Consider the following 22,542-nt stretch of genomic DNA (forward strand, 5'->3'; position numbering starts at 1 on the left):
GCGCGAGGGCGCCCTCCTCCCCCGGGCGCCGCAACGCCGGATCCGCGGCGACGGCCGGAGGGCCGCCCCGGCCCCGTACGCCCCTCCGCAGCGGTTTCCCGGGCCCGTACGGATGCCCCTCCCGGACCCGTGGCGCCAGGCCCCGCGACGCAACCGCCGCACCCCGCCCGCGCAGCCACCACACCCGTCCCCACGCATCCGCCCCCGTGCTCGGCGAGCACGGGGGCGGGAGGTGACGGCCGGACTCCGGGCGTCCGGCGGAGTGTCAGCGCTTGGCCACGAAGACGTGGGCGGCGATTCCGGATTCCAGCTCGGCGGCCTCGCCGCTGCTGCCGACGAGGACGCCGGTGGGCGCCTCGGTCACGCTGACCACCGCGCCCGGCTGGACCCCGGCCCGCCGCAGGGTGTACATCAGCTGCGCGTCGGCCTGGATGGGCTCGCCGATGCGGCGGACCACGACGTTCTTGCCTTCGGGGCCGGCGTCCAGCTCGGTGAGGCTGACCATGCCCGTCTCCAGGAACGGGTCGGCCTCCGCCTGCTCGCCCAGCTCCTCCAGGCCCGGGATCGGGTTGCCGTACGGCGACTCCGTCGGGTGGCGCAGCAGCTCGACGACGCGGCGCTCGACCTCCTCGCTCATGACGTGCTCCCAGCGGCACGCCTCGGCGTGCACCTGCTCCCACTCCAGCCCGATGACGTCGACGAGCAGGCACTCGGCGAGGCGGTGCTTGCGCATCACGCGCGTGGCCAGCCGGCGGCCCTCCTCCGTCAGCTCCAGATGGCGGTCGCCCGCGACGGACAGCAGACCGTCCCGCTCCATGCGCGCCACGGTCTGGCTGACCGTGGGGCCGCTCTGTTCGAGCCGCTCCGCGATGCGGGCGCGCATCGGGACCACACCTTCCTCTTCGAGTTCGAGGATGGTGCGGAGATACATCTCCGTGGTGTCGATCAGTCCGGACATGCGTGCCCCTAGCTGTGTCGTGCGGTGGCCCTGGATTCAATTCTGACGCATCCCGCCGACAACGGCGCCGCCCGCGCCCCCGGCGGCCGCCGCCCGGGGCCGGGAACAAGCCGTCCGGGGGCCGTCGCGTCAGCCGTATTGACAGCGCACTGGTCCAGACCGCAACGTGATCCGCGCCACGGCCGCCCCCGACCGGCGCCTCGTGGGCCGGCCGGGGCGGGGGAAAGCGATGAGCTGCGACGAGGGAGTCCGCGGGAATGGCTGAGAGCGACCGGCTTGCCGGGCAGTACTTCGACGCCGCGATCGAGCTGCTGCGGCAGGTACGCGATGCGGAGGGGCCCGCCGTCACCGCCGCCGGGCGGCTGATCGCCGACACCGTCGAGGCGGGCGGCCGGGTCTTCTCCTTCGGCGCCGGGCACTCCTCGCTGCCCGCGCAGGACACCGTCTACCGGGCTGGCGGCCTCGCCGTCATGAACCTGCTGACGGTGCCGGGGATGGTGGGCGTGGACGTCCGGCCCGCGACGCTCGGCAGCGCGCTGGAGCGGGTCGGCGGGCTGGCCGCCGCGGTGCTGGACACCAGCCCGCTGCGGGCCGGTGACGCACTGGTGATCATCTCGCTCTCCGGGCGGAACGCACTGCCCGTGGAGATGGCGCTGACCGCGCGGGCCCGCGGCATCAAGGTCATCGGCCTGACGTCGGTCGCCTACGCGGACGCCACCACCTCCCGGCACGCCTCGGGCACCTTCCTCAAGGACCACTGCGACCTGGTGCTCGACAGCCGCATCCCGGTGGGCGACGCGGAGCTGCGGCTGCCGGGGAGCGGCGCGCCGTTCGCGCCCGCGTCCACCGTCGTGACCAGCGCGATCATGCAGGCGGTGGTGGCGACGGCCGCCGGCGCGCTGGCCGAGCGGGGCACCGAACCGCCGCTGCTGCGGTCCGGCAACGTCGACGGCGGCCGCGAGTGGAACGGCCGGGTGCTGCGGGAGTACGCGGACCGGATCTTCTACCAGGAGTGAGCCGGCCCGCCCCCGGGGCCGCGGACACCGCCGGGCGCGGCTCAGCCGGCGGACGCCGCCAGATCGAGGGCCGCGGCGATCCGGGCGGCCACCTCCTCCGCGTAGGCGGCGTCGGCGCGGTCGAAGGGGCGGCGCGCCGGAGTACGCAGGAAGGTCGCGACGCCGAGGAGGCGGGCGCGGCTGCGCAGCACCACACAGAGCCCGTGCACCGCGCCGTCCGGCCACCGGCGGGCGGCTGCCCAGTCCTCGTCATCGGACGCCCCCGCACTGGCCCGCACCGAACCGCCGCGCGCGTACGCCTGGAGGGCCGGGTGCCCCTCGGGGTACGCGACCGGGACGGCGGACGGCTGCGGGGCCGTGCAGGGGCCGGGCACGCCCGCGGGTGAGGCGAGGGCCCGCCGCAGCCGTACGGGGGTGGTGGCGTCCCCGGAGCCGCCCGGCGCCTCGCCCTCCCGGTCCGGGCCGGGGCACGGCGCCACGACATCGACGAGGGCGTGATCGGCGAAGCCCGCCAGGGCGTAGTCGAGGTGGACGGTGGCCGCCTCCCGCGGGTCGGGGCAGTCGGCGGCGGCGCGGCTCGCGCGGTGCAGTTGCTGGGTGCGGAAGCGGAGCAGCGCGCCGTCCTGTTCGGCCTGTTTGGCGTCGGTGACGTCCTGGAAGAGCCAGGCGACGCCGAGCGGGGCCGGTTCCTCGGAGAGCGGGGAGGCGAGGCGGACGAAGCCGCTGCGCCAGCAGCGGCGGGGGCGCTCGCCGTCGGGGGCGCGCAGCGTCACCCACAGGTCGCTCGGTCCGGGCGGCTCGCCCTCCGCCAGGACGTGCTGGAGCACCGCCTCGACCTCCTCGGCGCCCTGGTCGAGCAGTTCGCCGAGGGGCCGGCCGAGGAGGACGTCCGGGCCGGCTTCCAGGGCGCGGGCGGCGGGCGCGTTGACGACGGCGGGCCGCAGGTCGGCGTCGACGAGGACCACGCCCCAAGGCGCGTCGGCGCAGAGCGCCTCGCTCAGGGCGAGGGAGCGTTCCAGGCCGATCTGGTCGTGGACGGCGGTGAAGACGCAGTAGACGCCGGTGGCCCGGCCGTCGGGCCCGCGCACGGCGGCGCTCTGGCCGCGCACCAGTACGCGGCGGCCGTCCTTGGTGAGCAGGGCGTGGTCGTGGACCTGGCGGCCGGGGGCGCGCAGCGCGGCGAGGAGGGCGGACTCGGTGGCGTCCGCGTCCGCGCCGCGGACCGCCCAGCCGGTCAGCCCCCGGCGCCCGACGGCCTCGGCGGCGGGCCAGCCCAGAAGCTCTTCGGCCTCGTGGTTCCAGTGGGTGACCGTGCCGTCCGCGGCGAGGGCGAGGAACGCGGTGTCCATCCCGTCGAGGAGGGCGGCGAGCAGCCCGGTGTCCCCGGCGGGCGCGGCCGGGCCCGGCGGCACGGCAGCCGGCCCCGGGGTGTGGTGTTCCGCCGAGGAACCGTACGAAGCGGAGCCGTACGAAGCGGTCACGGGAACCCCCTACGGGCGCGGTGGCGCGTTCTGGACCTGGGCACATTCAACTCGAACGTGACCCAGCCCACATCCCCTTCGTGGAAATCCCGCGGCCGTCCCGCGCGTCGGGGCGCCCCGGGACGGCGCGGGCGTCCCGGGCGCCGCAGCCGCCCCGCACGTGCCGGGAAATTAATTCGGTTGTGCGGGTCCGGGGGCGTTCCTAGGGTGGGGCGTACACGAGAAGGGAGGTGGTTCGGACAATGATTTCTCACCGGACGCGTGAGGTGGCTGCGGCCTAGGGCCGCCGCTTCACACCCAGTGCAGCGCCGGCCCGCGCATACTGCAGATGCGTCGCCGGCCAATTCCCAGCAGTCACCCGACCCGTGGGCCTCCGGTTCGTCCGACCGGTCGCCGCGCCACCGGCGCGGCGGAAGCGGCCCACGGGTCGTCTGCGTTTCCGGGCCCCGCACGGGGCCCTTTTCGCTGCCCGGGAGAGCCCGGGTCCGCCGCCCGGAGGCTCCGGTGTCCGCCCGGCGGGCCCGGGTCCTCGGTCCGGGGCGGCGGCTCAGGGCCTTCCCCGCCGGAGTGGCGCCCCCGCCGCGGTCGCGGCGCGTACCGGCCGCCGCCTGATCCCCGGACCCGCGCGGGGCGCTTCCCGTTTCCGGGCGGTGGCCGGGGATCAGGCTCCGGCGTCACGGGGCGAAGCGTTCCACGGTCCAGCCGGTGGTGGCGCGGGTGTAGCGGAGGCGGTCGTGGAGACGGTTCTCGCGGCCCTGCCAGAACTCGACGGTCTCGGCGGTGACGCGGTAGCCGCCCCAGTGCGGGGGCGCGGGGACCTGCTCGCCCTCGGGGTAGCGGGCGGCCAACGCGGCGTAGGCGTCCTCCAGTTCGGCGCGGGAGGTGAGCGGCGCGGACTGGTCGCTGGCCCAGGCACCGAGCTGGGAGCCGTGCGGGCGGGAGCGGAAGTAGGCGGCGGTCTCGTCGCGGCCGATGCGGGCGGCGGTGCCGGTGACGATGACCTGGCGGGCCAGCGGGTGCCAGGGGAAGAGCAGCGAGACGTGCGGATTCTCGGCGAGGTCGCGGCCCTTGCGGCTGGTGTAGTTGGTGAAGAACACGAAGCCGCGGTCGTCGAACGCCTTCAGCAGCACCGTGCGTGAGCTGGGGCGGCCCGCGGCGTCGGCGGTCGAGACGACCATGGCGTTGGGCTCGTGGAGCCCGGCCGCGGCGGCTTCCTTGAACCAGCGCGCGAACTGTGCGTACGGCTCGGCCGCCAGCTCGGTCTCGGTCAGCCCCTCGGCGCGGTAATGGGCGCGCATCGACGAGGGATCGAGGGATTCGTGGGCATCGGGGGTGGGCGCGTCGGCGGAGTGCACGGCCTCATCTTGCAGCATCCGCCCGCCCCCGGGGCAGGGCGAGGGCCGGAAGTTTGCCCCTCGTCGCCCGGACGTAACCCTCTCGTAGGCGAATCGACCAGTGTGCCGGACGTCACGCTTCCTTGCAGGTGGGGAAAGCGCCAAACTTGCGGGTCGGTGCACTGTGGGCTTCATATATCGGCGACCATCGTGTCCGGGCCGCCGGACCGGCGGGCCCCGCCGTGAACGCGCCGGGGCCGTACGTCCCGTGGGCCGCACAGCGCACCACCCCTGCCGCGCCCGAGGGCCGTCCGCCCCGGGCGGGTACCGCGTCACCATGCCCTCGCGAGGCATCAGGTGACCGGCGCGGACCGCGAGCTGCCGGGCGCAGCCGTGGAGCCGTTCCGGCACCGCACACCGAGCCGATCGCACGGCAACCGGTCACCGACCGTGGGCCGTCCGCACCTTGAGGAGTCGCCAGATGTCCGCATTCGTACCCGGACTTGAGGGTGTCGTCGCGTTCGAGACGGAGATCGCCGAACCGGACAAGGAGGGCGGTGCGCTGCGCTACCGCGGGGTCGACATCGAAGACCTCGTCGGCAGTGTGTCGTTCGGGAAGGTGTGGGGGCTGCTGGTGGACGGGGCGTTCGATCCCGGGCTGCCGCCGGCCGAGCCGTTCCCGATTCCGGTGCACTCCGGGGACATCCGCGTCGATGTGCAGTCGGCGCTGGCGATGCTGGCGCCGGTGTGGGGGCTCAAACCGCTGCTGGACATCGACGAGCGGACGGCGCGGGACGATCTGGCGCGCGCCGCGGTGATGGCGCTGTCGTACGTGGCGCAGTCGGCGCGCGGGCAGGGGCTGCCGATGGTGCCGCAGCGGGAGATCGACAAGGCGGAGACCGTCGTGGAGCGGTTCATGCGGCGCTGGCGCGGGGAGCCGGACCCCAAGCACGTCGCGGCGGTGGACGCGTACTGGACGTCGGCGGCGGAGCACGGCATGAACGCGTCGACGTTCACCGCCCGGGTCATCGCGTCGACCGGCGCGGATGTGGCGGCGGCGCTGTCCGGGGCGGTCGGGGCGATGTCGGGGCCGCTGCACGGCGGGGCGCCGTCGCGGGTGCTCGGCATGATCGAGGAGATCGAGCGGACCGGGGACGCGGCGGCGTACGTGCGCAAGACCCTCGACAAGGGCGAGCGGCTGATGGGCTTCGGGCACCGCGTCTACCGCGCCGAGGACCCGCGGGCGCGGGTGCTGCGGCGGACCGCGAAGGAGCTCGGCGCGCCCCGCTTCGAGGTGGCCGAGGCGCTGGAGAAGGCGGCGCTGGAGGAGTTGCACAACCGGCGTCCGGACCGGGTGCTGGCGACGAACGTGGAGTTCTGGGCGGCGATCACGCTGGACTTCGCGGAGGTCCCGGCGCACATGTTCACCTCGATGTTCACCTGTGCCCGTACCGCCGGGTGGAGCGCGCACATCCTGGAGCAGAAGCGCACCGGGCGGCTGGTGCGGCCGTCGGCGCGGTACGTGGGGCCGGCGTCGCGGAGCCCGCGGGAGATCTCCGGGTTCGACGCGGCGGCGCACTGAGGGACGGCCCTCACGGGGCCCGCGGGCGGTGGGTTCCGGCTCGCCACCCGTAGGGGCGGGGCCCGATCCCATAGGGGCGTGCCCCGATCCCGTAGGGGCGTGCCCCGATCCCGTAGGGGCGTGCCCCTGGTCTTCACCACGGGAGCGGCAGGCCGCGCGCCGGTGTGATTCCCGGTGTGCGGCCTGCCGTGTGCGCTCCGGCGGGGCGGGGCCGCCGGAGCGCACCCGTGCTCTTGGGCCGTCCCGTTCGGCTCAGCCCAGCGCCTCGTCGATGAGGGTGGCCCACTGGTCGACGACGCGTTCGCGGCGGGGGGTGTCGTCGCTGAGGAGGGTGGCCAGGCCCAGACCGCGGGCCATGTCGAGGAGGCCCTGGACGGTTTCGCGGACGCCGGGGACGGATTCGTCGGCGCCGAGCAGGTCGACGGCGGTGCGGTGGGACTCCCGGCCGACCCGGGCCTCCAACTCCGTGACACGGGCCCGTAGTTGGTCCTCGTAGGGGGCGGCGACCCAGAGGTGGAGGGCGGCGCGGAAGAGGGGGCCGGTGTAGAGGTCGACGACGGCGGCGACGACGGCGCGGCGGTCGGCGGGGGCGCCGGCGTCCGCCGGGAAGAGGGCGCGCAGGGCCGTCGAGCGTTCCTCGGCGACGTGTTCGACGGCGGCGGTGAAGAGGTCCTCGCGGGTGGGGAAGTGGTGCTGGGCGGCGCCGCGGGAGACTCCGGCGCGTTCGGCGACGACGGCGACGGTGGAGCCCGCCCAGCCGTGTTCGGCGAGGCAGGCCACCGCCGCCTCCAGCAGACCGCGGCGGGTGGCCCGGCTGCGGTCCTGCTGGGGCACCTTGGCGGTGCGGGCGGTGTTCACCGTGCCCATCGCGGGGCCCTTCGCTCCAGGAAGGCGGTCATGCCCTCACGGGCCTCGGCGGAGGCGAAGAGCCGGGCGGACTCGGCGGCCAGCCGCTCGGTGTCGCGGTCGAAGGTCCGCAGCACCTCGGCGGTGACCAGGGCCTTCGAGGCGGCGAGGCCCTGCGGGGAGCCCTTGCGGAGCCCGTCGAGCACGGGGGTGAGGGCGGCGTCGACGTCGTCGGCGGCGAGGGTGACCAGGCCGATGCGGGCCGCTTCGGCGGCGTCGAACCGCTCGCCGGTGAGGTAGTAGCGGCCGACGGCGCGCGCGTCGAGGCGGGGCAGCAGCGGCATCGAGATCACGGCCGGGGCGAGTCCGAGGCGCGCTTCGGTGAAGGCGAAGGTGGCGCCGGGCCCGGCCACCGCTATGTCGCAGGCGCCGAGCAGCCCGGTGCCCCCGGCGCGGACGTGCCCGGTGACGCGGGCGACGACCGGCTTGGGCAGTTCGACGACCGCGCGCAGCAGCCGGGTCAGGCCCAGCGGCGCGTCGGTCGGGGCGCCGCCGGTCGCCTCGGTGAGGTCGGCCCCGGCGCAGAAGGCGGTGCCGGTGTGGGTGAGGACGACGGCGCGGACGGCGTCGTCGGCGGCGGCTTCGGCGAGGGCGGCGTGCAACTCGCCGACGAGGCGGGCGGAGAGCGCGTTGCGGTTGTGCGGGGAGTCCAGGGTGAGGGTGGTGACACCCTGGTTGTGGGCGGTGCGGACGAGCGGGGCGGCGTCGGCGGCGGGTGCGGGGCCGGGCGCGGAGCCGGATCGGGCGGTCGCCGTCGCGTCCGGGTCGCCCGGGGGCGTGGCGCCCGGCGGGGTGTCGGTGGTCATCGGGCCGTGGAGCTCCTTTCCCTGGCGCGGAGTTCGCGTCGCAGGATCTTGCCGGTCACCGCGCGCGGCACCGAGTCGGTGAACTCCACGCGGCGCACCCGCTTGTACGGGGCGACTCGTCCGGCAACGTACGTGAGAACGTCGTCGGCGACGAGGGCGGCCCCCGGGCGGCGGACGACGTACGCCTTGGGGATCTCGTTGCCGTCGTCGTCGGGGACGCCGATGACCGCGGCGTCGGCGATGTCGTCGTGGGCGAGCAGCAGCGCCTCCAGGTCGGCGGGGGCGACCTGGTAGCCCTTGTACTTGATCAGCTCCTTGACGCGGTCGACGACGTAGAGCCAGCCGTCGGCGTCGGCGCGGCCGATGTCGCCGGTGTGCAGCCAGCCGTCGGCGTCGATGAGGGCGTCGGTGGCCTCGGGGCGGCCGAGGTAGCCCTTCATCACCTGCGGGCCGCGCAGCACGATCTCGCCGTCCTCGCCGGGCGGCAGGTCCTCGCCGGTGGTGAGCGAGACCAGCCGCATCTCGGTGCCGGGCAGCAGCCGGCCGACGCTGCCGGGCGGCGCCTCGGTGCCGGGCGGTACGAGGTGGCTGGCGGGCGAGAGTTCGGTCATGCCGTACGCCTGGAGGACCGCCTTGAGGCCCAGGCGGTGGGCGCAGGCGTCGGCGAGCGCGGCGTCCAGCGGGGCCGCGGCGCAGACCAGGTACTTCAGCGAAGTGAGGTCGTACGCGTCGACCAGGGGGTGTTTGGCGAGGGCGAGGACCATCGGGGGCGCGGCGTAGACGGCGGTGATGCGGTACCGCTGGATCGCGCCGAGGAACTGCTCCAGGTCGAAGCGGGGCAGCACGACGACGGTGGAGCCGGCCCGCAGCGGGGCGTTCATCAGGGCGGTGAGGCCGTACATGTGGAAGAACGGCAGCACGGCGAGGACACGGTCGTCGGGCCCGCCGCTGAGGAAGGCGTCGAGCTGGGCGAGGTTGGTGGCGACGGAGCGGTGGGTGAGCATCACGCCCTTGGGGGTGCCGGTGGTGCCGGAGGAGTACGGCAGGACGGCGAGGTCGGTGGCGGGGTCGAGGGTGACGTCCGGTGCCGGGGCGGCGGATTCGGCGAGGTCGAGTACCGAGCGGTGGCCGTCGGCGCGGTCGCAGACCAGGATCTCGGTGATGCCTCCGGCGCGGCGGGCGGCGTCCCGGGCGGTGCCGAGGAGGGCGGCGGTGGTGACGACGCGGCGGGCCCCGGAGTCGGCGAGCTGACCGGCGAACTCCTCGGCGGTGGCCAGCGGGTGGACGGTGGTGACGGCCGCGCCGCAGCGCCAGGCGGCGTAGCAGACGACGGGGAAGAGCACGCTGTTCGGGCTGTGCAGGGCGAGGACGTCGCCCTTGGCCAGCCCTGCCGCGGCGAGTCCGGCGGCGAGGCGGCGGGTGAGGTGGTCGAGGCGGGCGTAGCCGAGGGTGGTGCCGTCGGCGGCGTCGATCAGCGCGGGGTGGTCACCGCGCTCGGCGGCGCCGGCCAGGACGTAGGAGTGGACCGGCTCGGTGACGGGGGCGATCGGCGGGTGGTCGCTGCGCAGGACATGAGAGGTCATGCGGGGGTTCCTTCCGTGGCCGGAGCGCGGCGCGGGCGCGGGGTGCGCCGCGCCGCGCTCGGTGGGTGGTGGTCTCTCCCCCGGTGCCGCCGTGGCCGGCCGGTGCGTGGCGCCCGCCGGGCGGGCGCGGCGGCGCGGTCTCCGGCAGGGCTTCGGCTAGTAGGACTTCGGCAGGCCGAGCGTCTGGTGGGAGACGTAGTTGAGGATCATCTCCCGGCTGACGGGGGCGATCCGCGCGACGCGGGCGGCGGTGATGAGGGAGGCGAGGCCGTATTCGTGGGTGAGCCCGTTGCCGCCGAGGGTGTGCACGGCCTGGTCGACGGCGCGGACGGCGGCCTCCCCGGCAGCGTACTTCGCCATGTTGGCGGCCTCGCCGGCGCCGGTGTCGTCGCCGGCGTCGTAGAGGTGGGCGGCCTTCCGCATCATCAGGCCGGCGCACTCCAGGTCGATGTGGGCCTGGGCGAGGGGGTGGGCGATGGCCTGGTGGGCGCCGATGGGGTCCTTCCAGACCTGCCGGGTGCGGGCGTAGTCGACGGCGCGTTCCAGGGCGTAGCGGCCCATGCCGAGGGCGAACGCGGCGGTCATGATGCGTTCGGGGTTGAGCCCGGCGAAGAGTTGGAGGAGTCCGGCGTCCTCGTCGCCGACGAGGGCGTCGGCGGGCAGCCGGACGTCGTCGAGGACCAGCTCGAACTGCTTCTCCGGGGCGGCGAGTTCCATCGGTATGGGGCTGCGGCCGAAGCCGGGGGCGTCGCGCGGGACGAGGAAGAGGCAGGGCTTGAGGCGGCCGGTGCGGGCGTCCTCGGTGCGGCCGACGATGAGGGTGGCCTCGGCGATGTCGACGCCGGAGACGAAGACCTTGCGGCCGGTGAGCACCCAGTCGGAGCCGTCGCGGCGGGCGGTGGTGGTGATGCGGTGGGAGTTGGATCCGGCGTCCGGTTCGGTGATGCCGAAGGCCATGGTGCGGCTGCCGTCGGCGAGCCCCGGCAGCCACCGGCGTTTCTGCTCCTCGGTGCCGAAGCGGGCGATGACGGTGCCGCAGATGGCCGGGGAGACCACCATCATCAGCAGCGGGCACCCCGCGGCCCCCAACTCTTCGAGTACGAGGGAGAGTTCGACGATTCCGCCGCCCCCGCCGCCGTACTCCTCGGGCAGGTTGACGCCGAGGTAGCCGAGTGAGGCGGCCTCCGCCCACAGCTCGTCGGTGTGGCGGCCCTCGGCGACGACGCGGGTGAAGTACTCCCGGCCGTACCGCTTGCCGAGCGCCGCGACTGCGGCGCGCAGATCACGCTGTTCCTCGGTCTCGGTCACGAAGTTGCGCAGGGCGGTGCTCATGGGGGCTCCCTCTGTGCGGTGGGTGAGGCGTGAGACGTACGAGAGGTCGGGGGGGTGGGGCGGAGTGGAGCGGTGGGTGTCCGGGGCGGGGGTCCGGCGTGCTTCGGCCGGGCGCGCCCTCAGCCGCTCACCACCGCCAGCAGCGCGCCCACCTCCACCTGTGTGCCGACGCTCACCGGCAGGCTGGTGAGCGTGCCGGTGGCCGGGGCGGTGACGGTGTGTTCCATCTTCATCGCCTCCAGCCAGAGCAGCGGGGTGCCGGCCTCGACGCGGTCGCCCTCGGCCAGACCGGGGGCGAGGCGGACGACGGTGCCGGGCATCGGGGCGAGCAGTGAGCCGGGTTCGGTGCGGTCGGCGGGGTCGGGGAAGCGCGGCAGGGCGGTGAAGGCGTGGCCGCCGGTGGCGGTGTCGACGTGGATCCGGTCGCCGTAGCGGGCCACCGCGAACTCCCGCCGCAGACCGCCGGCTTCGAGGACGACGGTGTCCGCGGTGTGTACCAGCAGCCGGACGCCGGGGAAGTCCTCGGCGTGCAGGGCGCCGCCGCGCGTCAGCCGGTAGCGGATCTCGTACGGCTCGCCGCCCGGCTCGGCCGCGTACGTCTTGATCTGCGGCCGGGAGGGGATGTTGCGGAAGCCGCCGAAGCGGGAGCGGCCGTGGGCGTCGGCGAGGGCGGCGGCGAGCGCGGCGAGGCGGACGCGGGACGTGTGCGCCTCGCCGGGGGCGGTGAGTTCGGCGAGGTGGCGGTCGTAGAAGCCGGTGTCGAGGCCGTCGGTGGTGGTGAAGGCGGGGTGGCGCAGTGAACGGACCAGCAGGTCGCGGGTGGTGACCGGGCCGTGGATGCGGGCGCGTTCGAGGGCGTGGGCGAGGCGGCGGACGGCCTCGGCGCGGGTCGGGGCCCAGGCGATGACCTTGGCGAGCATCGGGTCGTAGTGGGCGGTGATCACGGTGCCGTCGGTGACGCCGGAGTCGAGGCGGACGGAGCCGGGGACGTCGAGGCGGTGCAGCGGGCCGGTGCCGGGGCGCCAGCCGGCGGCCGGGTCCTCGGCGTACAGGCGGGCCTCGACGGCGTGGCCGCGGGGCAGCGGCGGCGCGGCGTCCAGCGCTCTTCCCTCGGCGATGGAGAGTTGCAGGGCGACGAGGTCGAGGCCGTAGATCTCCTCGGTGACGGGGTGTTCGACCTGGAGGCGGGTGTTCATCTCCAGGAAGTGGGCGCGGCCGTCGGCGGAGACGAGGAACTCGACGGTGCCGGCGCCGCGGTAGCCGATGGCGCGGGCGGCGCGGGCGGCGGCCTCGTGCAGCGTGGTGCGCAGCGCGTCGGACAGGCCGGGTGCGGGCGCCTCCTCGATGACCTTCTGGTGGCGGCGCTGGAGGGAGCAGTCGCGGGTGCCCAGCGTCCAGACGCCGCCGTACGCGTCGGCGAGGAGCTGCACCTCCACGTGGCGGCCACCGGTGACGTACGGCTCGGTGAAGACCTCGCCGTCCCCGAACGCGGCGGCGGCCTCGGCCCGCGCCGCCGCCAGCTCTCCTTCCAGTGCGGAGAGTTCACGGACGATCCGCATCCCGCGTCCGCCGCCGCCGGACGCCGCCTTGACCAGCAGCGGGAGGTCCGCCTCGGTGGCGGTGGCCGGGTCGACGGGGGCGAGCAGCGGGACGCCGGCCGCCCCCATCAGCTCCTTGGCGCGGGTCTTGGACGCCATCGCCTCGATCGCCTCGGGCGGCGGCCCGATCCAGGTCAGCCCGGCGTCGGTGACGGCGGCGGCGAACGCGGCGTTCTCGGAGAGGAAGCCGTAGCCGGGATGGACGGCGTCGGCGCCCGCGTCGAGGGCGGCCTTCACCAGCAGATCGGCGCGGAGGTAGGTGTCGGCGGGCGCGTCGCCCGGCAGCCGGACGGCGGTGTCGGCCTCGCGGACGTGCGGGGCACCGGCGTCCGCGTCGGAGTGCACGGCCACGGTGGCGAGGCCCAGCTCCCGGCAGGTGCGGAAAACCCGGCGGGCGATCTCCCCGCGGTTGGCGACAAGAACACTCGAAAGAGTGAGGGGTGTCGAGGGCGGGGTAGTCCGATCGGTCATGGGTCGCCTCACATCCGGAAGACGCCGAATCCGCCGCGCGCGCCCTCGACGGGCGCGGTGTGCACGGCGGACAGGCACAGGCCGAGAACGGTGCGGGTGTCGCGCGGATCGATGACGCCGTCGTCGTAGAGCCGCCCGGAGAGGAAGAGCGGCAGCGACTCCGCCTCGATCTGCTGCTCGACCATGGCGCGCAGCCCGGCGTCCGCCTCGTCGTCGTAGGGCCGGCCCTTCGCGGCGGCGGAGGCGCGGGCGACGATCGACAGGACACCGGCGAGTTGCTGCGGGCCCATGACGGCGGATTTGGCGGTGGGCCAGCTGAAGAGGAAGCGCGGGTCGTAGGCGCGACCGCACATGCCGTAGTGGCCGGCGCCGTAGGAGGCGCCCATCAGGACGGAGAGGTGCGGGACCTTCGAGTTGGAGACCGCGTTGATCATCATCGCGCCGTGTTTGATGATGCCGCCCTGCTCGTACTCCTTGCCGACCATGTAGCCGGTGGTGTTGTGGAGGAAGAGCAGCGGGATGTCGCGCTGGTTGGCGAGTTGGATGAACTGCGCGGCCTTCTGGGACTCCTCGCTGAAGAGCACGCCGCGGGCGTTGGCGAGGATGCCGACGGCATAGCCGTGCAGCGTGGCCCAACCGCAGGTCAGGCTGGTGCCGTAGAGCGGTTTGAAGGCGTCGAAGTCGGAGCCGTCGACGATCCGGGCGATCACCTCGCCGGGGTCGAAGGGCGCCTTGAGGTCGCCGGGGACGATACCGAGCAGCTCCTCCGCGTCGTACTTCGGCGGCGGCGCGGGAGCCGGATCGGGGTGTGCCTTGCGCCAGTTGAGGCGGGCGACGACGCGGCGGGCCTGGCGCAGCGCGTCCGGTTCGTCGAGGGCGAGGTGGTCGGCGAGTCCGGAGGTGCGGGCGTGCATCTCGGCGCCGCCCAGCGATTCGTCGTCGCTCTCCTCGCCGGTGGCCATCTTGACCAGCGGCGGTCCGCCGAGGAAGACCTTGGCCCGCTCCTTGACCATGATCACGTGGTCGGACATCCCGGGCACGTACGCGCCGCCGGCGGTGGAGTTGCCGAAGACCACGGCGATGGTCGGGATGCCGGCGGCGGAGAGCCGGGTGAGGTCCTTGAAGAGCGCCCCGCCCGGGATGAAGATCTCCTTCTGGCTGGGCAGATCGGCGCCGCCGGACTCGACGAGCGAGATCACCGGCAGCCGGTTGGCGTACGCGATCTCGTTGGCCCGCAGCGCCTTCTTCAGCGTCCAGGGGTTGGAGGCGCCGCCGCGGACCGTCGGGTCGTTGGCGGTGATCAGGCACTCCACGCCCTCCACCACGCCGATACCGGTGACCAGCGCGGCGCCGACCGTGTAATCGCTCCCCCAGGCGGCGAGCGGGGAGAGTTCCAGGAACGGCGTGTCCGGATCGAGCAGCAGCTCGATGCGTTCGCGGGCGGGCAGTTTGCCGCGCTCGCGGTGCCGGCTGACGTACTTCTCACCGCCGCCCGCGAGCGCCTGTCCGTGGGCCCCCTCGACCTCGGCGAGTTTGGCCAGCATCTCCGTACGCCGCCGTGCGAACGCGTCGTCCGCGGGGTCGAGTGCGGTGGGCAGGACGGTCACAGCACAACCTCCGGTATCTCCAGGTGCCGGGAGCGCAGCCACTCCCCCACCGCCTTGGCCTGCGGATCGAAGCGCGCCTGTGCGGCGACGCCCTCCCCCAGCAGCCCCCGGACCACGAAATTCAGCGACCGCAGACCGGGCAGCAGATGCCGGTCGATGGCCAACTCCCCTGTTTCCGGGAGGAGTTCACGGAACTTCTCGACGGTCAGCGTGTGCGCGAGCCACCGCCACGCCGTATCCGTCCGGGCCCACACACCGACGTTGGCGGAGCCGCCCTTGTCGCCGCTGCGGGTCCCGCAGACCGCGCCGAGCGGGGCGCGGCGGACCGGCAGCCCGGCGGCGGGCGGCTCCGGCAGCTCCGGATCGGGCAGCCGGACCAGCTCCCGGGTGGCGGCGGGCGGCGGCGGTACGCGGCGGGTCCCGTCCGGCAGGACCGCCGTGTGCGTCACCTCCGTACGCGCCACCGCCACCGCCTCGAAGACGCCGTACGGGGTGCCCTTGCCGGGCGGGGCGGTGACGTGGAAGCCGGGGTAACTGGCCAGCGCCAGCTCGACGGCGGCGCCGCTGACGGCCCGGCCGACGGCCGTCTCGTCCCGGTCGCGGACGACGAGCCGCAGCAGCGCGCTCGCCTCCTCCTGGACCGCCGCGTCGGGATGGTCGGTGCGCGCCAGGGTCCACCGCACCTCGGCGGGGCGCGCCCCCGCCGCGTCGAGCGCCGCCGCCATCTGCTCCCTGACCAGCGCCGCCTTCTCCTCGATGCCGAGCCCGGTCAGCACGAACGTGACCTCGTTGCGCCAGCCGCCGAGCCGGGTCAGCCCGGCTTTCAGCGCGGGCGGCGGCGCCTCGCCGCGCACCCCGTCGATCCGCACCCGGTCGGGCCCGTCCGGTCGCAGCCGTACGGTGTCGAGCCGGGCGGTGACGTCGGGTCCGGCGTAGCGGGCGCCGTCGGTCTCGTAGAGGAGTTGGGCGGTGACGGTGTCGGGGGTGACGGCGCCGCCGGTGCCGGGGTGCTTGGTGATCACGCAGCTGCCGTCGGCGGCGATCTCGGCGAGCGGGAAGCCGGGGCGGCGTACGTCGTGCTCGGTGAAGAAGCTGTAGTTGCCGCCGGTGGCCTGGGTGCCGCACTCCAGGACGTGTCCGGCGACGACCGCTCCGGCCAGTGCGTCGAGGTCGTCGGGCCCCCAGCCGAAGTGGGCCGCCGCGGCGCCGCTGACCAGCGCGGCGTCGGTGACCCGGCCGGTGATGACCACATCGGCGCCGGCCCGCAGGCACTCCGCGATGCCGTCGCCGCCGAGGTAGGCGTTGGCGGTCAGCACGCCCTCGCCCCACCGGGCGCGGTCCCCGGTGGCGAGCAGATCGTCGCCCTCGACATGGGCGACCCGTACGGGGACGCCGGCCTTGTCCGCCAACTCCCGTACGGCGTCGGCGAGTCCGGCCGGGTTGAGTCCGCCGGCGTTGGTGACGAGCTTGACGCCGCGTTCGGCGGCGAGGCCGAGGCCGTCCTCCAGCTGCCGCAGGAAGGTCCTGGCGTAGCCGCGCCCGGGGTCCTTGAGGCGGTCGCGGCCGAGGATCAGCATGGTCAGTTCGGCGAGGTAGTCGCCGGTGAGCACATCGAGCGGGCCGCCGGTGAGCATCTCGCGCAGCGCGTCGAAGCGGTCGCCGTAGAAGCCGGAGGCGTTGCCGACGCGCAGGACGTCCGCGCTCACCGGGAGGCGTCCCGGCCAGCGGAGGACGGCGCCCGGCCCGGTCCGGGCGGGCCCGCGAACGCCTGGGCGAGGGAGAGCCAGCGGTCGGCGTCGGCGCCCTCGGCGCGCAGGGTCGGCAGGTCGTCGCGGTGTGCCCGCTGGGTCACCAGCAGGCAGAACTCCAGCGCGTCGCCGGTGACCCGCTGCGGGGCGTCCGCCGGTCCGTACGCCCAGGTCGCGCCGCCCGGGGCCCGCAGCTCGACGCGGAACTCCTCGCCGGGCGGGGTGAGGTGGCGTGCGGCGTAGGAGAAGTCGCGGGCCCGGACGCCGATCCGGGCGACGTGGCGGAGCCGGGCGGTGGGCGTCCGCGCGTCGCCGAGCGCGTCGGCGACGTCCTGTCCGTGCGCCCAGGTCTCCATCAGCCGCCCGGTGGCCATCGACGCGACGCTCATCGGCGGGCCGAACCACGCCAGTTTCGTGCCGTCCGGCACCGCCCGCAGCGCCGTCAGCAGCGCCTCGCGTCCGGCCCGCCACCCGGCGAGCAGGGCGGCGGGCTCCTGCCGCGCGCCCTCCTCGGCGCCCTCGTCGACGAAGGTGTCCGGTGCGGCGAGGGCGCGTTCGACGGCGCGGGCGAAGGCGTCCGGGTCGGTCGCGGAGGCGAGCGCCTGCCGGTCGGTCCAGGCGAGGTGGGCGATCTGGTGGGCGATGCTCCATCCGGCGGCGGGCGTCGGATCCGCCCACCGCGCGGCGGGCAACGCGGCCACCAGCGTGTCCAGTTCCTCGCTCTCGTCCCTGAGGTCCGCCAGTACGGCGCCGGGATCGGCCACGCGACACTCCCTCCCCGGCCCGCGCGGGCGGACCCGGATCAGTTGCCCGACTGTTCGGTGTGCACCTGCTGATGTGCTGACGTGCTGCGCGTACGCGCCCGGGGAGGCCGCTCGATCGCGGCGCCTGCACCCGTGGCGCGGTCCGAGCGTGGCAGCCCCCGGAGAAACAATCAAGCACGCCTGCATGGTTTTTGGCCGGACGGGCGGGGCGCCCCGGAGCGCGCACGGCGCACGGCCCAGCCAGGCGCGCGGGCGCCGCACGCGGTCCCGGAAACGCCGGCGGGGCGCGGACTCTCAGGCCCGCGCCCCGCGCGTCATCCGGAAACCGCCAGGTCAGCCGTGGCCGCTCCCCGCGCTCCGGACCGCGCCGACACTCGCGATGACGACCAGGCCGATGGCAACGATCTCCGCCCAGCCCAGCGCCTGATGGAGGACGAGGAACCCGGCGGTCGCCGCGGCGGCCGGCTCCAGACTCATCATCACGGCGAAGCCGGAGGCCGGAAGCTTGCGCAGGGCGAGGAGTTCGAGGGTGTACGGCAGCACTGACGACATCAGGGCGACGGCGGCGCCCAGCCCGAGCGTCACCGGGTCGAGCAGCGCCCGCCCGGCGGACGCGATCCCCAGCGGCAGACTGAGCAGCGCCGCGACGGTCATCGCCAGCGCCAACCCGTCGGCCTGCGGGAACCGCTGCCCGGCCCGCGCCGACAGCAGGATGTACGCGGCCCACAGTCCACCGGCGGCCAGCGCGAACACCGCACCGGTGAGGTTCAGCCCGTCGAAGCCCTCGCGCCCCAGCAGCACCACACCGCCGAGGGCCAGCGCCGCCCACACCAGGCTCAGCACCCGCCGGGACGTCGCCACCGACAGGATCAGCGGGCCCAGGAACTCCAAGGTGACCGCGGCACCCAGCGGAATGCGGTCGATCGCCTGGTAGAAGAGCGAGTTCATCCCGGCCAGCGCGATACCGAAGCCGACGACGGTGGCCCAGTCGCCGCGCCCGTAACCGCGGAGCTTCGGGCGGCAGGCGATCAGCAGCACCAGCGACGCCACCACCAGCCGCAGTGTGACGACGCCCAGCGCACCGGCGCGCGGGAAGAGCAGCACCGCCACCGACGAGCCGAACTGCAGCGAGACGATGCCGCCGATCACCAGCGCCACCGACACCAGCCGGCCGCGCCCGCCGCCCGCGCCACCGCCCGCCGCCTCGGCCGCGGCGACCTCCGGGGACGGCGGGACGGCAAGCGGGGCGTGCGCCGCGTCCGGGGCCGCCGGATCGGGGCGGGCGGCGGCGGTGGACGAGGCGGAGGCGGGCACGGCGGCGCCGTCGGGATCGGGGGACGAGGTGTTCACGCCACCACGCTAAGGCCCGCCGATCCGGTCCGTGAAATGCCGTTTTTCCTGTTGTTATGCTCCGCGCGTATGAGCATCGAGCTGCGTCACTTCCGCTGCTTCCTCGCCATCGCCGACACCCTCAGCGTCACCCGCGCCGCCGAACGGCTGCATCTGACGCAGCCCGCCGTCTCCCGCACCCTGCGCCAACTCGAACAGGAACTGGGCGTCCGCCTCGTCGACCGCTCCACCCACCACCTCGCGCTCACCCCCGAGGGTCTGCGCTTCCGCGATCAGGCCGCCCTCGCGACCGCCGCCTTCGACCGCGCGCTCGGCGCCGCCCGGGACGCCGCATGGCCGCTGCGGCTGGGCCACGCCTGGTCGGCGGCGGGCCCGTACACCCCGCGACTGCTGCGCCGCTGGCACCAGGAGCATCCGGACACCCCGCTGAAGCTGCTGCGGATCGACGACCGTACGGCGGGGCTCGCGCGCGGTGACGTGGACGCGGCGCTGCTGCGCGGTGAGGTCCGCACCCCCGGACTCGTCACCGAACTGCTGCTCACCGAGGAGCGGGTGGCGGGTCTCGCCGCCGATGACCCGCTCGCCGCCCGCCCGCACCTGGCGCTGGCCGACCTCGCCGGCCGCACCCTCGCCCTGAACACCGTCTCCGGCACCACCACCCTCGACCTGTGGCCCCCGGACGCCCGCCCCGCGTCCACCGTGACCATCGGCAACACCGACGACTGGCTGGCCGCCATCACCGGCGGCCGGGCCGTCGGCGTCACCACCACCGCCACCGCCCGGATGCACCCGCTGCCCACCATGGCGTACATCCCGCTGACCGACGCCCCGCCGGTCCCGGTCGTCCTCGCCTGGCGCGACGAGCCGGAGCATCCGGCCCTGGCGGACCTGCGGCGGCTGGCGCGGGAGGTGCTGCGGGAGGGGTGAAGGGCGGCGGCGAGCGGGGCGGCCCGTCCCTCCGCGAGGCCGCGACCGGGGCACCGGGACCGTCCCGGACCCGGCTCCGGTGGCCGGGCCCCTACCCGACCGGCCCGCCCCGGTCCCCTCCCCCGGGCGTCCCTCCGTCCCGGCCCGCCGCCCGGTCCAGCCCCTCCGCCAGCACCTCCGCCAGGTGCCGCCCCGGCCGCTCCGCCAGCTGGGCGAGCTGGGTGCGGCAGGAGAATCCGTCGGCGACGACCTCCGCGCCGTCCGGGGCGTTCCGTACGGCGGGCAGGAGCTGTTCCCCGGCGCAGGCGACGGAGACGTCCCAGTGGCCCTTCTCGAAGCCGAAGTTGCCGGCCAGACCGCAGCAGCCGCCGCTGAGGGTGCCGGTCAGACCGGCCTTCTCGCGCAGCCGCCGGTCGGCCGCGTCGCCGAGGACGGCGTGCTGGTGGCAGTGGGTCTGGCCGACGACCGGCCGGTCCAGGCGCGGGGGCCGCCAGTCGGGGGCGCGTTCCTCCAATGCCTCCGCGAAGGTGCGGACGGACGCGGCGAGCGCGGCGGCCCGCGGGTCGTCCGGCAGCAGTTCGGGCAAGTCGGTACGGAGGGTGGCGGCGCAGCTCGGTTCGAGGACGACGAGCGGATGGCCGCCGGCCCGTGCCATCCGGTCCAGGGTGCGGCGCATGACCTTCCGCGCGCTGTCGAGCTGCCCGGTGGAGACGTACGTCAGCCCGCAGCAGACGCCGGGGCCCGGCATCGCGATCTGCTGCCCGGCGGCCTCCAGTACGCGGACGGCGGCCCGTCCGACCTGCGGCGCGAGGTAGGTGGTGAAGGTGTCCGGCCACAGCACGACGGTCCGCGCGGCATCCAGCGGCGCGGTCCGCCCCCGGGCGCGCCGGGCGAACCAGCGGGTGAACGGTTCCGCCGCCAGCTCCGGGACATCGCGCTGCGGGGCGATCCCGCCGAGCCGTTTGCCGAGGGCGGCGAGCGGGGTGCGGGCCGCCGCGTTGAACAGCGGCGCGAGCGGGGCGGCGGCCCGCAGCCAGCCCGGCAGCCGCCCCATGCTGTAGTGCGCGGCGGGCCGCACCCGCCCCGCGTAGTGGTGGTGCAGGAACTCCGCCTTGTACGTGGCCATGTCCACGCCGACCGGGCAGTCGCTGCGGCACCCCTTGCACGACAGGCACAGATCCAGCGCCTCCCGCACCTCCGGTGAGCGCCAGCCGTCGGTGACGACCTCCCCGGCCAGCATCTCGTGCAGCAGCCGGGCCCGCCCCCGGGTCGAATGCCGCTCCTCACCGGTCGCCCGGAACGACGGGCACATCACCTCCGCCGAGCCGGGCGCGACGTGCTCCGTACGGCACCGGGCGACGCCCACGCACCGGCGGACGGCGGCCGAGAAGTCCCCGCCGTCCTGCGGATAGCCGAACTCCACCGGCACCGGCCCGCGCGGCAACACCGCGAACCGCAGGTTCTCGTCCAGCCGCGCGGGCCGCACCAGCATCCCCGGGTTGAGCCCGTCCGCCGGATCCCAGAGCGCCTTGAACTCCTCGAAGACCCCGACGAGTCGATCGCCGTACATCCGCGGCAGCAGCTCGGCGCGGGCCTGCCCGTCGCCGTGCTCACCGGAGAGCGACCCGCCGTGCGCGACGACGAGGTCCGCGAGGTCGACGGAGAACTCCCGGAAGCGCCGCACCCCCGCCGCGCTCAGCAGATCGAAATCGATCCGGACGTGGATGCACCCGTCCCCGAAATGCCCGTACGGCGTACCGCGCAGCCCGTGCTGGGCCAGGAGCGCCCGGAACTCCCGCAGATACGACCCGAGCCGCGCGGGCGGCACCGCACAGTCCTCCCAACCGGGCCACGCCTCGGTGCCATCGGGCAGCCGCGTCGCCGTCCCCGACGCGTCCTCCCGTACCCGCCACAGCGCGCGCTGCCCGGCCGGATCGGCGACGACGGTGTGCCCGGTGGTCTCGCCGCGCGCCGCCCGGCAGATCTCCTCGGCCCGCGCCGCCGCCTCCGCCGCGCTCGTCCCGCCGGTCTCCACGAACAGCCACGCCCCGCCCTCGGGCAGCCCGGCCGCGTCCCCCACCAGGTCGGCGGCCATCCCCTCGACGGTCAGCGGCCCGTACGGCAACAGCGTGTGCGCCGCCTCGGCGGCACCGGACTCGTCCGGGTACCCGAGCACCGCCAGCGCCCGCGCCGCGGGCGCCTCGACCAGCCGTACGGTCGCCTCGGTCAGCACCCCGAGCGTGCCCTCGCTGCCGGTCAGCGCCCGCGCCAGATCCGTCCCGTGCTCCGGCAGCAACGCGTCCAGCGCGTACCCGGAGATCCGCCGCGGCAGCTTCGGATAACCGGTCCGCAACAGCGCCAGCTCCCGCCCGACGAGGTCCCGTACACCGTGCGCGAGCCGCGGCGGCAGCCCGTCCGGCGCCCCGTCCGCACCGGTCCCGCGTCCGGCCCGCACCTCCTCGCCGCCGTACGTCAGCAGCCGCAGCTCCTCGACGTTGTCGGCGGTGGTGCCCCAGGCGACCGAGTGCGAGCCGCACGAGTTGTTCCCGATCATGCCGCCGACGGTGCACCGGCTGTGCGTGGACGGATCCGGCCCGAACGTCAGCCCGTGCCGGGCGGCGGCGGCCCGCAGGTCGTCGCAGATCACCCCCGGCTGAACGGTGGCGGTCCGCGCCCGCGGGTCGAGCGCGGTGATCTTTTGCAGGTGCCGGGTGAAGTCGAGCACCACCCCGACCCCGGTGGCCTGCCCCGCGATGCTCGTCCCGCCCCCGCGCGGCACGACGGGCACGCCCCGCTCCCGGCACACCCGCAGCGCCGCCGCCACGTCCCCCGCGTCCCGCGGCGCGACCACCGCCTCCGGCACCCGCCGGTAGTTCGACGCGTCCATCGTCATGAGCGCCCGCGCGCCGGCATCCCCCGAAACCTCCCCCCGCACCGCCGCCGCCAGCTCCCGCACCAGTTCCCGCCGCTGTGTCTCCGTACGCTCAGGCATGCAGGCAGCCTGCCCATCCGCAGCCCGGTTCGCGCGTTACGGCGTGGCCGGGCGGGGCGGAGGGGGTGCGGGTGGCGTAGTGGGGGC

Annotated in this window: 16 protein-coding genes; 3 read left to right on the forward strand and 13 right to left on the reverse strand. The window is 75.3% G+C overall.

Translation table 11 applies throughout. From position 1 onward, the window contains the following. Positions 1 to 265 precede the first annotated feature (265 nt). Complete coding sequence (locus tag ACZ4M8_RS09445; RefSeq protein WP_467604860.1) at positions 266 to 958, reverse strand: metal-dependent transcriptional regulator; 693 nt, start codon at positions 956 to 958, stop codon at positions 266 to 268. Between the two features lie 257 nt (positions 959 to 1,215). On the opposite strand from ACZ4M8_RS09445, the gene ACZ4M8_RS09450 reads away from it, so the two are divergent. Further along, positions 1,216 to 1,974, forward strand: a complete 759-nt coding sequence (locus tag ACZ4M8_RS09450; protein WP_467604862.1) for an SIS domain-containing protein — start codon at positions 1,216 to 1,218, stop codon at positions 1,972 to 1,974. A 41-nt stretch (positions 1,975 to 2,015) separates the two neighbouring features. Here ACZ4M8_RS09450 and ACZ4M8_RS09455 read toward each other — a convergent pair whose 3' ends face one another. Together ACZ4M8_RS09455 and pdxH are read right to left on the reverse strand one after the other, a co-directional pair. Further along, positions 2,016 to 3,323, reverse strand: coding sequence for a PAS domain-containing protein (locus tag ACZ4M8_RS09455; RefSeq protein ID WP_467605350.1), 1,308 nt, complete (start codon positions 3,321 to 3,323; stop codon positions 2,016 to 2,018). Between the two features lie 806 nt (positions 3,324 to 4,129). Further along, positions 4,130 to 4,828, reverse strand: coding sequence for a pyridoxamine 5'-phosphate oxidase (gene pdxH, locus ACZ4M8_RS09460; RefSeq protein ID WP_467604864.1), 699 nt, complete (start codon positions 4,826 to 4,828; stop codon positions 4,130 to 4,132). Positions 4,829 to 5,270: 442 nt separating this feature from the next. On the opposite strand from pdxH, the gene ACZ4M8_RS09465 reads away from it, so the two are divergent. Next, positions 5,271 to 6,371, forward strand: a complete 1,101-nt coding sequence (locus tag ACZ4M8_RS09465) for a citrate synthase 2 (RefSeq protein WP_399087040.1) — start codon at positions 5,271 to 5,273, stop codon at positions 6,369 to 6,371. A gap of 252 nt (positions 6,372 to 6,623) precedes the next feature. Here the strand turns inward: ACZ4M8_RS09465 and ACZ4M8_RS09470 are convergent, their stop codons facing one another. The 9 genes from ACZ4M8_RS09470 to ACZ4M8_RS09510 all read right to left on the reverse strand — a co-directional run bounded on the left by ACZ4M8_RS09470 (position 6,624) and on the right by ACZ4M8_RS09510 (position 18,350). Continuing rightward, a complete protein-coding gene (locus tag ACZ4M8_RS09470) occupies positions 6,624 to 7,238 on the reverse strand; it encodes a TetR/AcrR family transcriptional regulator (protein ID WP_467604867.1) in 615 nt (204 codons plus the stop codon). Then, entirely contained in the window at positions 7,226 to 8,083 is an 858-nt protein-coding gene (locus ACZ4M8_RS09475) for an enoyl-CoA hydratase family protein (RefSeq protein WP_467604869.1), read from the reverse strand. Before ACZ4M8_RS09475 ends, ACZ4M8_RS09470 begins: the two co-directional genes overlap by 13 nt. Beyond that, positions 8,080 to 9,666, reverse strand: coding sequence for an AMP-binding protein (locus ACZ4M8_RS09480; RefSeq protein WP_467604872.1), 1,587 nt, complete (start codon positions 9,664 to 9,666; stop codon positions 8,080 to 8,082). Before ACZ4M8_RS09480 ends, ACZ4M8_RS09475 begins: the two co-directional genes overlap by 4 nt. A gap of 156 nt (positions 9,667 to 9,822) precedes the next feature. Then, a complete protein-coding gene (locus ACZ4M8_RS09485; RefSeq protein WP_467604873.1) occupies positions 9,823 to 10,998 on the reverse strand; it encodes an acyl-CoA dehydrogenase family protein in 1,176 nt (391 codons plus the stop codon). Positions 10,999 to 11,117: 119 nt separating this feature from the next. Continuing rightward, entirely contained in the window at positions 11,118 to 13,067 is a 1,950-nt protein-coding gene (locus tag ACZ4M8_RS09490; RefSeq protein ID WP_467604875.1) for an acetyl/propionyl/methylcrotonyl-CoA carboxylase subunit alpha, read from the reverse strand. 8 nt (positions 13,068 to 13,075) lie between these two features. After that, positions 13,076 to 14,674 (reverse strand): acyl-CoA carboxylase subunit beta, encoded by a 1,599-nt coding sequence (locus ACZ4M8_RS09495; RefSeq protein ID WP_467604878.1) that lies wholly within the window; start codon positions 14,672 to 14,674, stop codon positions 13,076 to 13,078. After that, complete coding sequence (locus tag ACZ4M8_RS09500; protein WP_467604879.1) at positions 14,671 to 16,380, reverse strand: acyclic terpene utilization AtuA family protein; 1,710 nt, start codon at positions 16,378 to 16,380, stop codon at positions 14,671 to 14,673. Before ACZ4M8_RS09500 ends, ACZ4M8_RS09495 begins: the two co-directional genes overlap by 4 nt. Further along, positions 16,377 to 17,186 carry a TIGR03084 family metal-binding protein gene (locus ACZ4M8_RS09505; RefSeq protein WP_467604882.1) on the reverse strand — a complete coding sequence of 270 codons (810 nt, stop codon included), beginning with the start codon at positions 17,184 to 17,186 and terminating at the stop codon, positions 16,377 to 16,379. Before ACZ4M8_RS09505 ends, ACZ4M8_RS09500 begins: the two co-directional genes overlap by 4 nt. A gap of 333 nt (positions 17,187 to 17,519) precedes the next feature. Next, positions 17,520 to 18,350, reverse strand: a complete 831-nt coding sequence (locus ACZ4M8_RS09510; protein ID WP_467605352.1) for an EamA family transporter — start codon at positions 18,348 to 18,350, stop codon at positions 17,520 to 17,522. Between the two features lie 255 nt (positions 18,351 to 18,605). On the opposite strand from ACZ4M8_RS09510, the gene ACZ4M8_RS09515 reads away from it, so the two are divergent. After that, the gene (locus tag ACZ4M8_RS09515; protein ID WP_467604884.1) at positions 18,606 to 19,463 is read left to right on the forward strand and encodes a LysR family transcriptional regulator; all 858 of its coding nucleotides are present in this window, start codon (positions 18,606 to 18,608) and stop codon (positions 19,461 to 19,463) included. A gap of 91 nt (positions 19,464 to 19,554) precedes the next feature. Here ACZ4M8_RS09515 and ACZ4M8_RS09520 read toward each other — a convergent pair whose 3' ends face one another. Next, positions 19,555 to 22,455: an FAD-binding and (Fe-S)-binding domain-containing protein gene (locus ACZ4M8_RS09520; protein ID WP_467604887.1), complete on the reverse strand. Its 2,901-nt coding sequence runs from the start codon at positions 22,453 to 22,455 to the stop codon at positions 19,555 to 19,557. Positions 22,456 to 22,542: the final 87 nt, after the last annotated feature.

The organism is Streptomyces sp. NPDC027185 (assembly GCF_055567035.1).

Excerpts from the sequence above, each read along its gene's own strand:
- ACZ4M8_RS09455 (WP_467605350.1), bottom strand. The coding sequence starts at position 3,323 with ATGGACACCGCGTTCCTCGCCCTCGCCGCGGACGGCACGGTCACCCAC.
- ACZ4M8_RS09470 (WP_467604867.1), bottom strand. The coding sequence starts at position 7,238 with ATGGGCACGGTGAACACCGCCCGCACCGCCAAGGTGCCCCAGCAGGAC.
- ACZ4M8_RS09520 (WP_467604887.1), bottom strand. The coding sequence starts at position 22,455 with ATGCCTGAGCGTACGGAGACACAGCGGCGGGAACTGGTGCGGGAGCTG.
- pdxH (WP_467604864.1), bottom strand. The coding sequence starts at position 4,828 with ATGCTGCAAGATGAGGCCGTGCACTCCGCCGACGCGCCCACCCCCGAT.
- ACZ4M8_RS09475 (WP_467604869.1), bottom strand. The coding sequence starts at position 8,083 with ATGACCACCGACACCCCGCCGGGCGCCACGCCCCCGGGCGACCCGGAC.
- ACZ4M8_RS09465 (WP_399087040.1), top strand. The coding sequence starts at position 5,271 with ATGTCCGCATTCGTACCCGGACTTGAGGGTGTCGTCGCGTTCGAGACG.
- ACZ4M8_RS09445 (WP_467604860.1), bottom strand. The coding sequence starts at position 958 with ATGTCCGGACTGATCGACACCACGGAGATGTATCTCCGCACCATCCTC.
- ACZ4M8_RS09515 (WP_467604884.1), top strand. The coding sequence starts at position 18,606 with ATGAGCATCGAGCTGCGTCACTTCCGCTGCTTCCTCGCCATCGCCGAC.
- ACZ4M8_RS09490 (WP_467604875.1), bottom strand. The coding sequence starts at position 13,067 with ATGACCGATCGGACTACCCCGCCCTCGACACCCCTCACTCTTTCGAGT.
- ACZ4M8_RS09485 (WP_467604873.1), bottom strand. The coding sequence starts at position 10,998 with ATGAGCACCGCCCTGCGCAACTTCGTGACCGAGACCGAGGAACAGCGT.
- ACZ4M8_RS09450 (WP_467604862.1), top strand. The coding sequence starts at position 1,216 with ATGGCTGAGAGCGACCGGCTTGCCGGGCAGTACTTCGACGCCGCGATC.
- ACZ4M8_RS09480 (WP_467604872.1), bottom strand. The coding sequence starts at position 9,666 with ATGACCTCTCATGTCCTGCGCAGCGACCACCCGCCGATCGCCCCCGTC.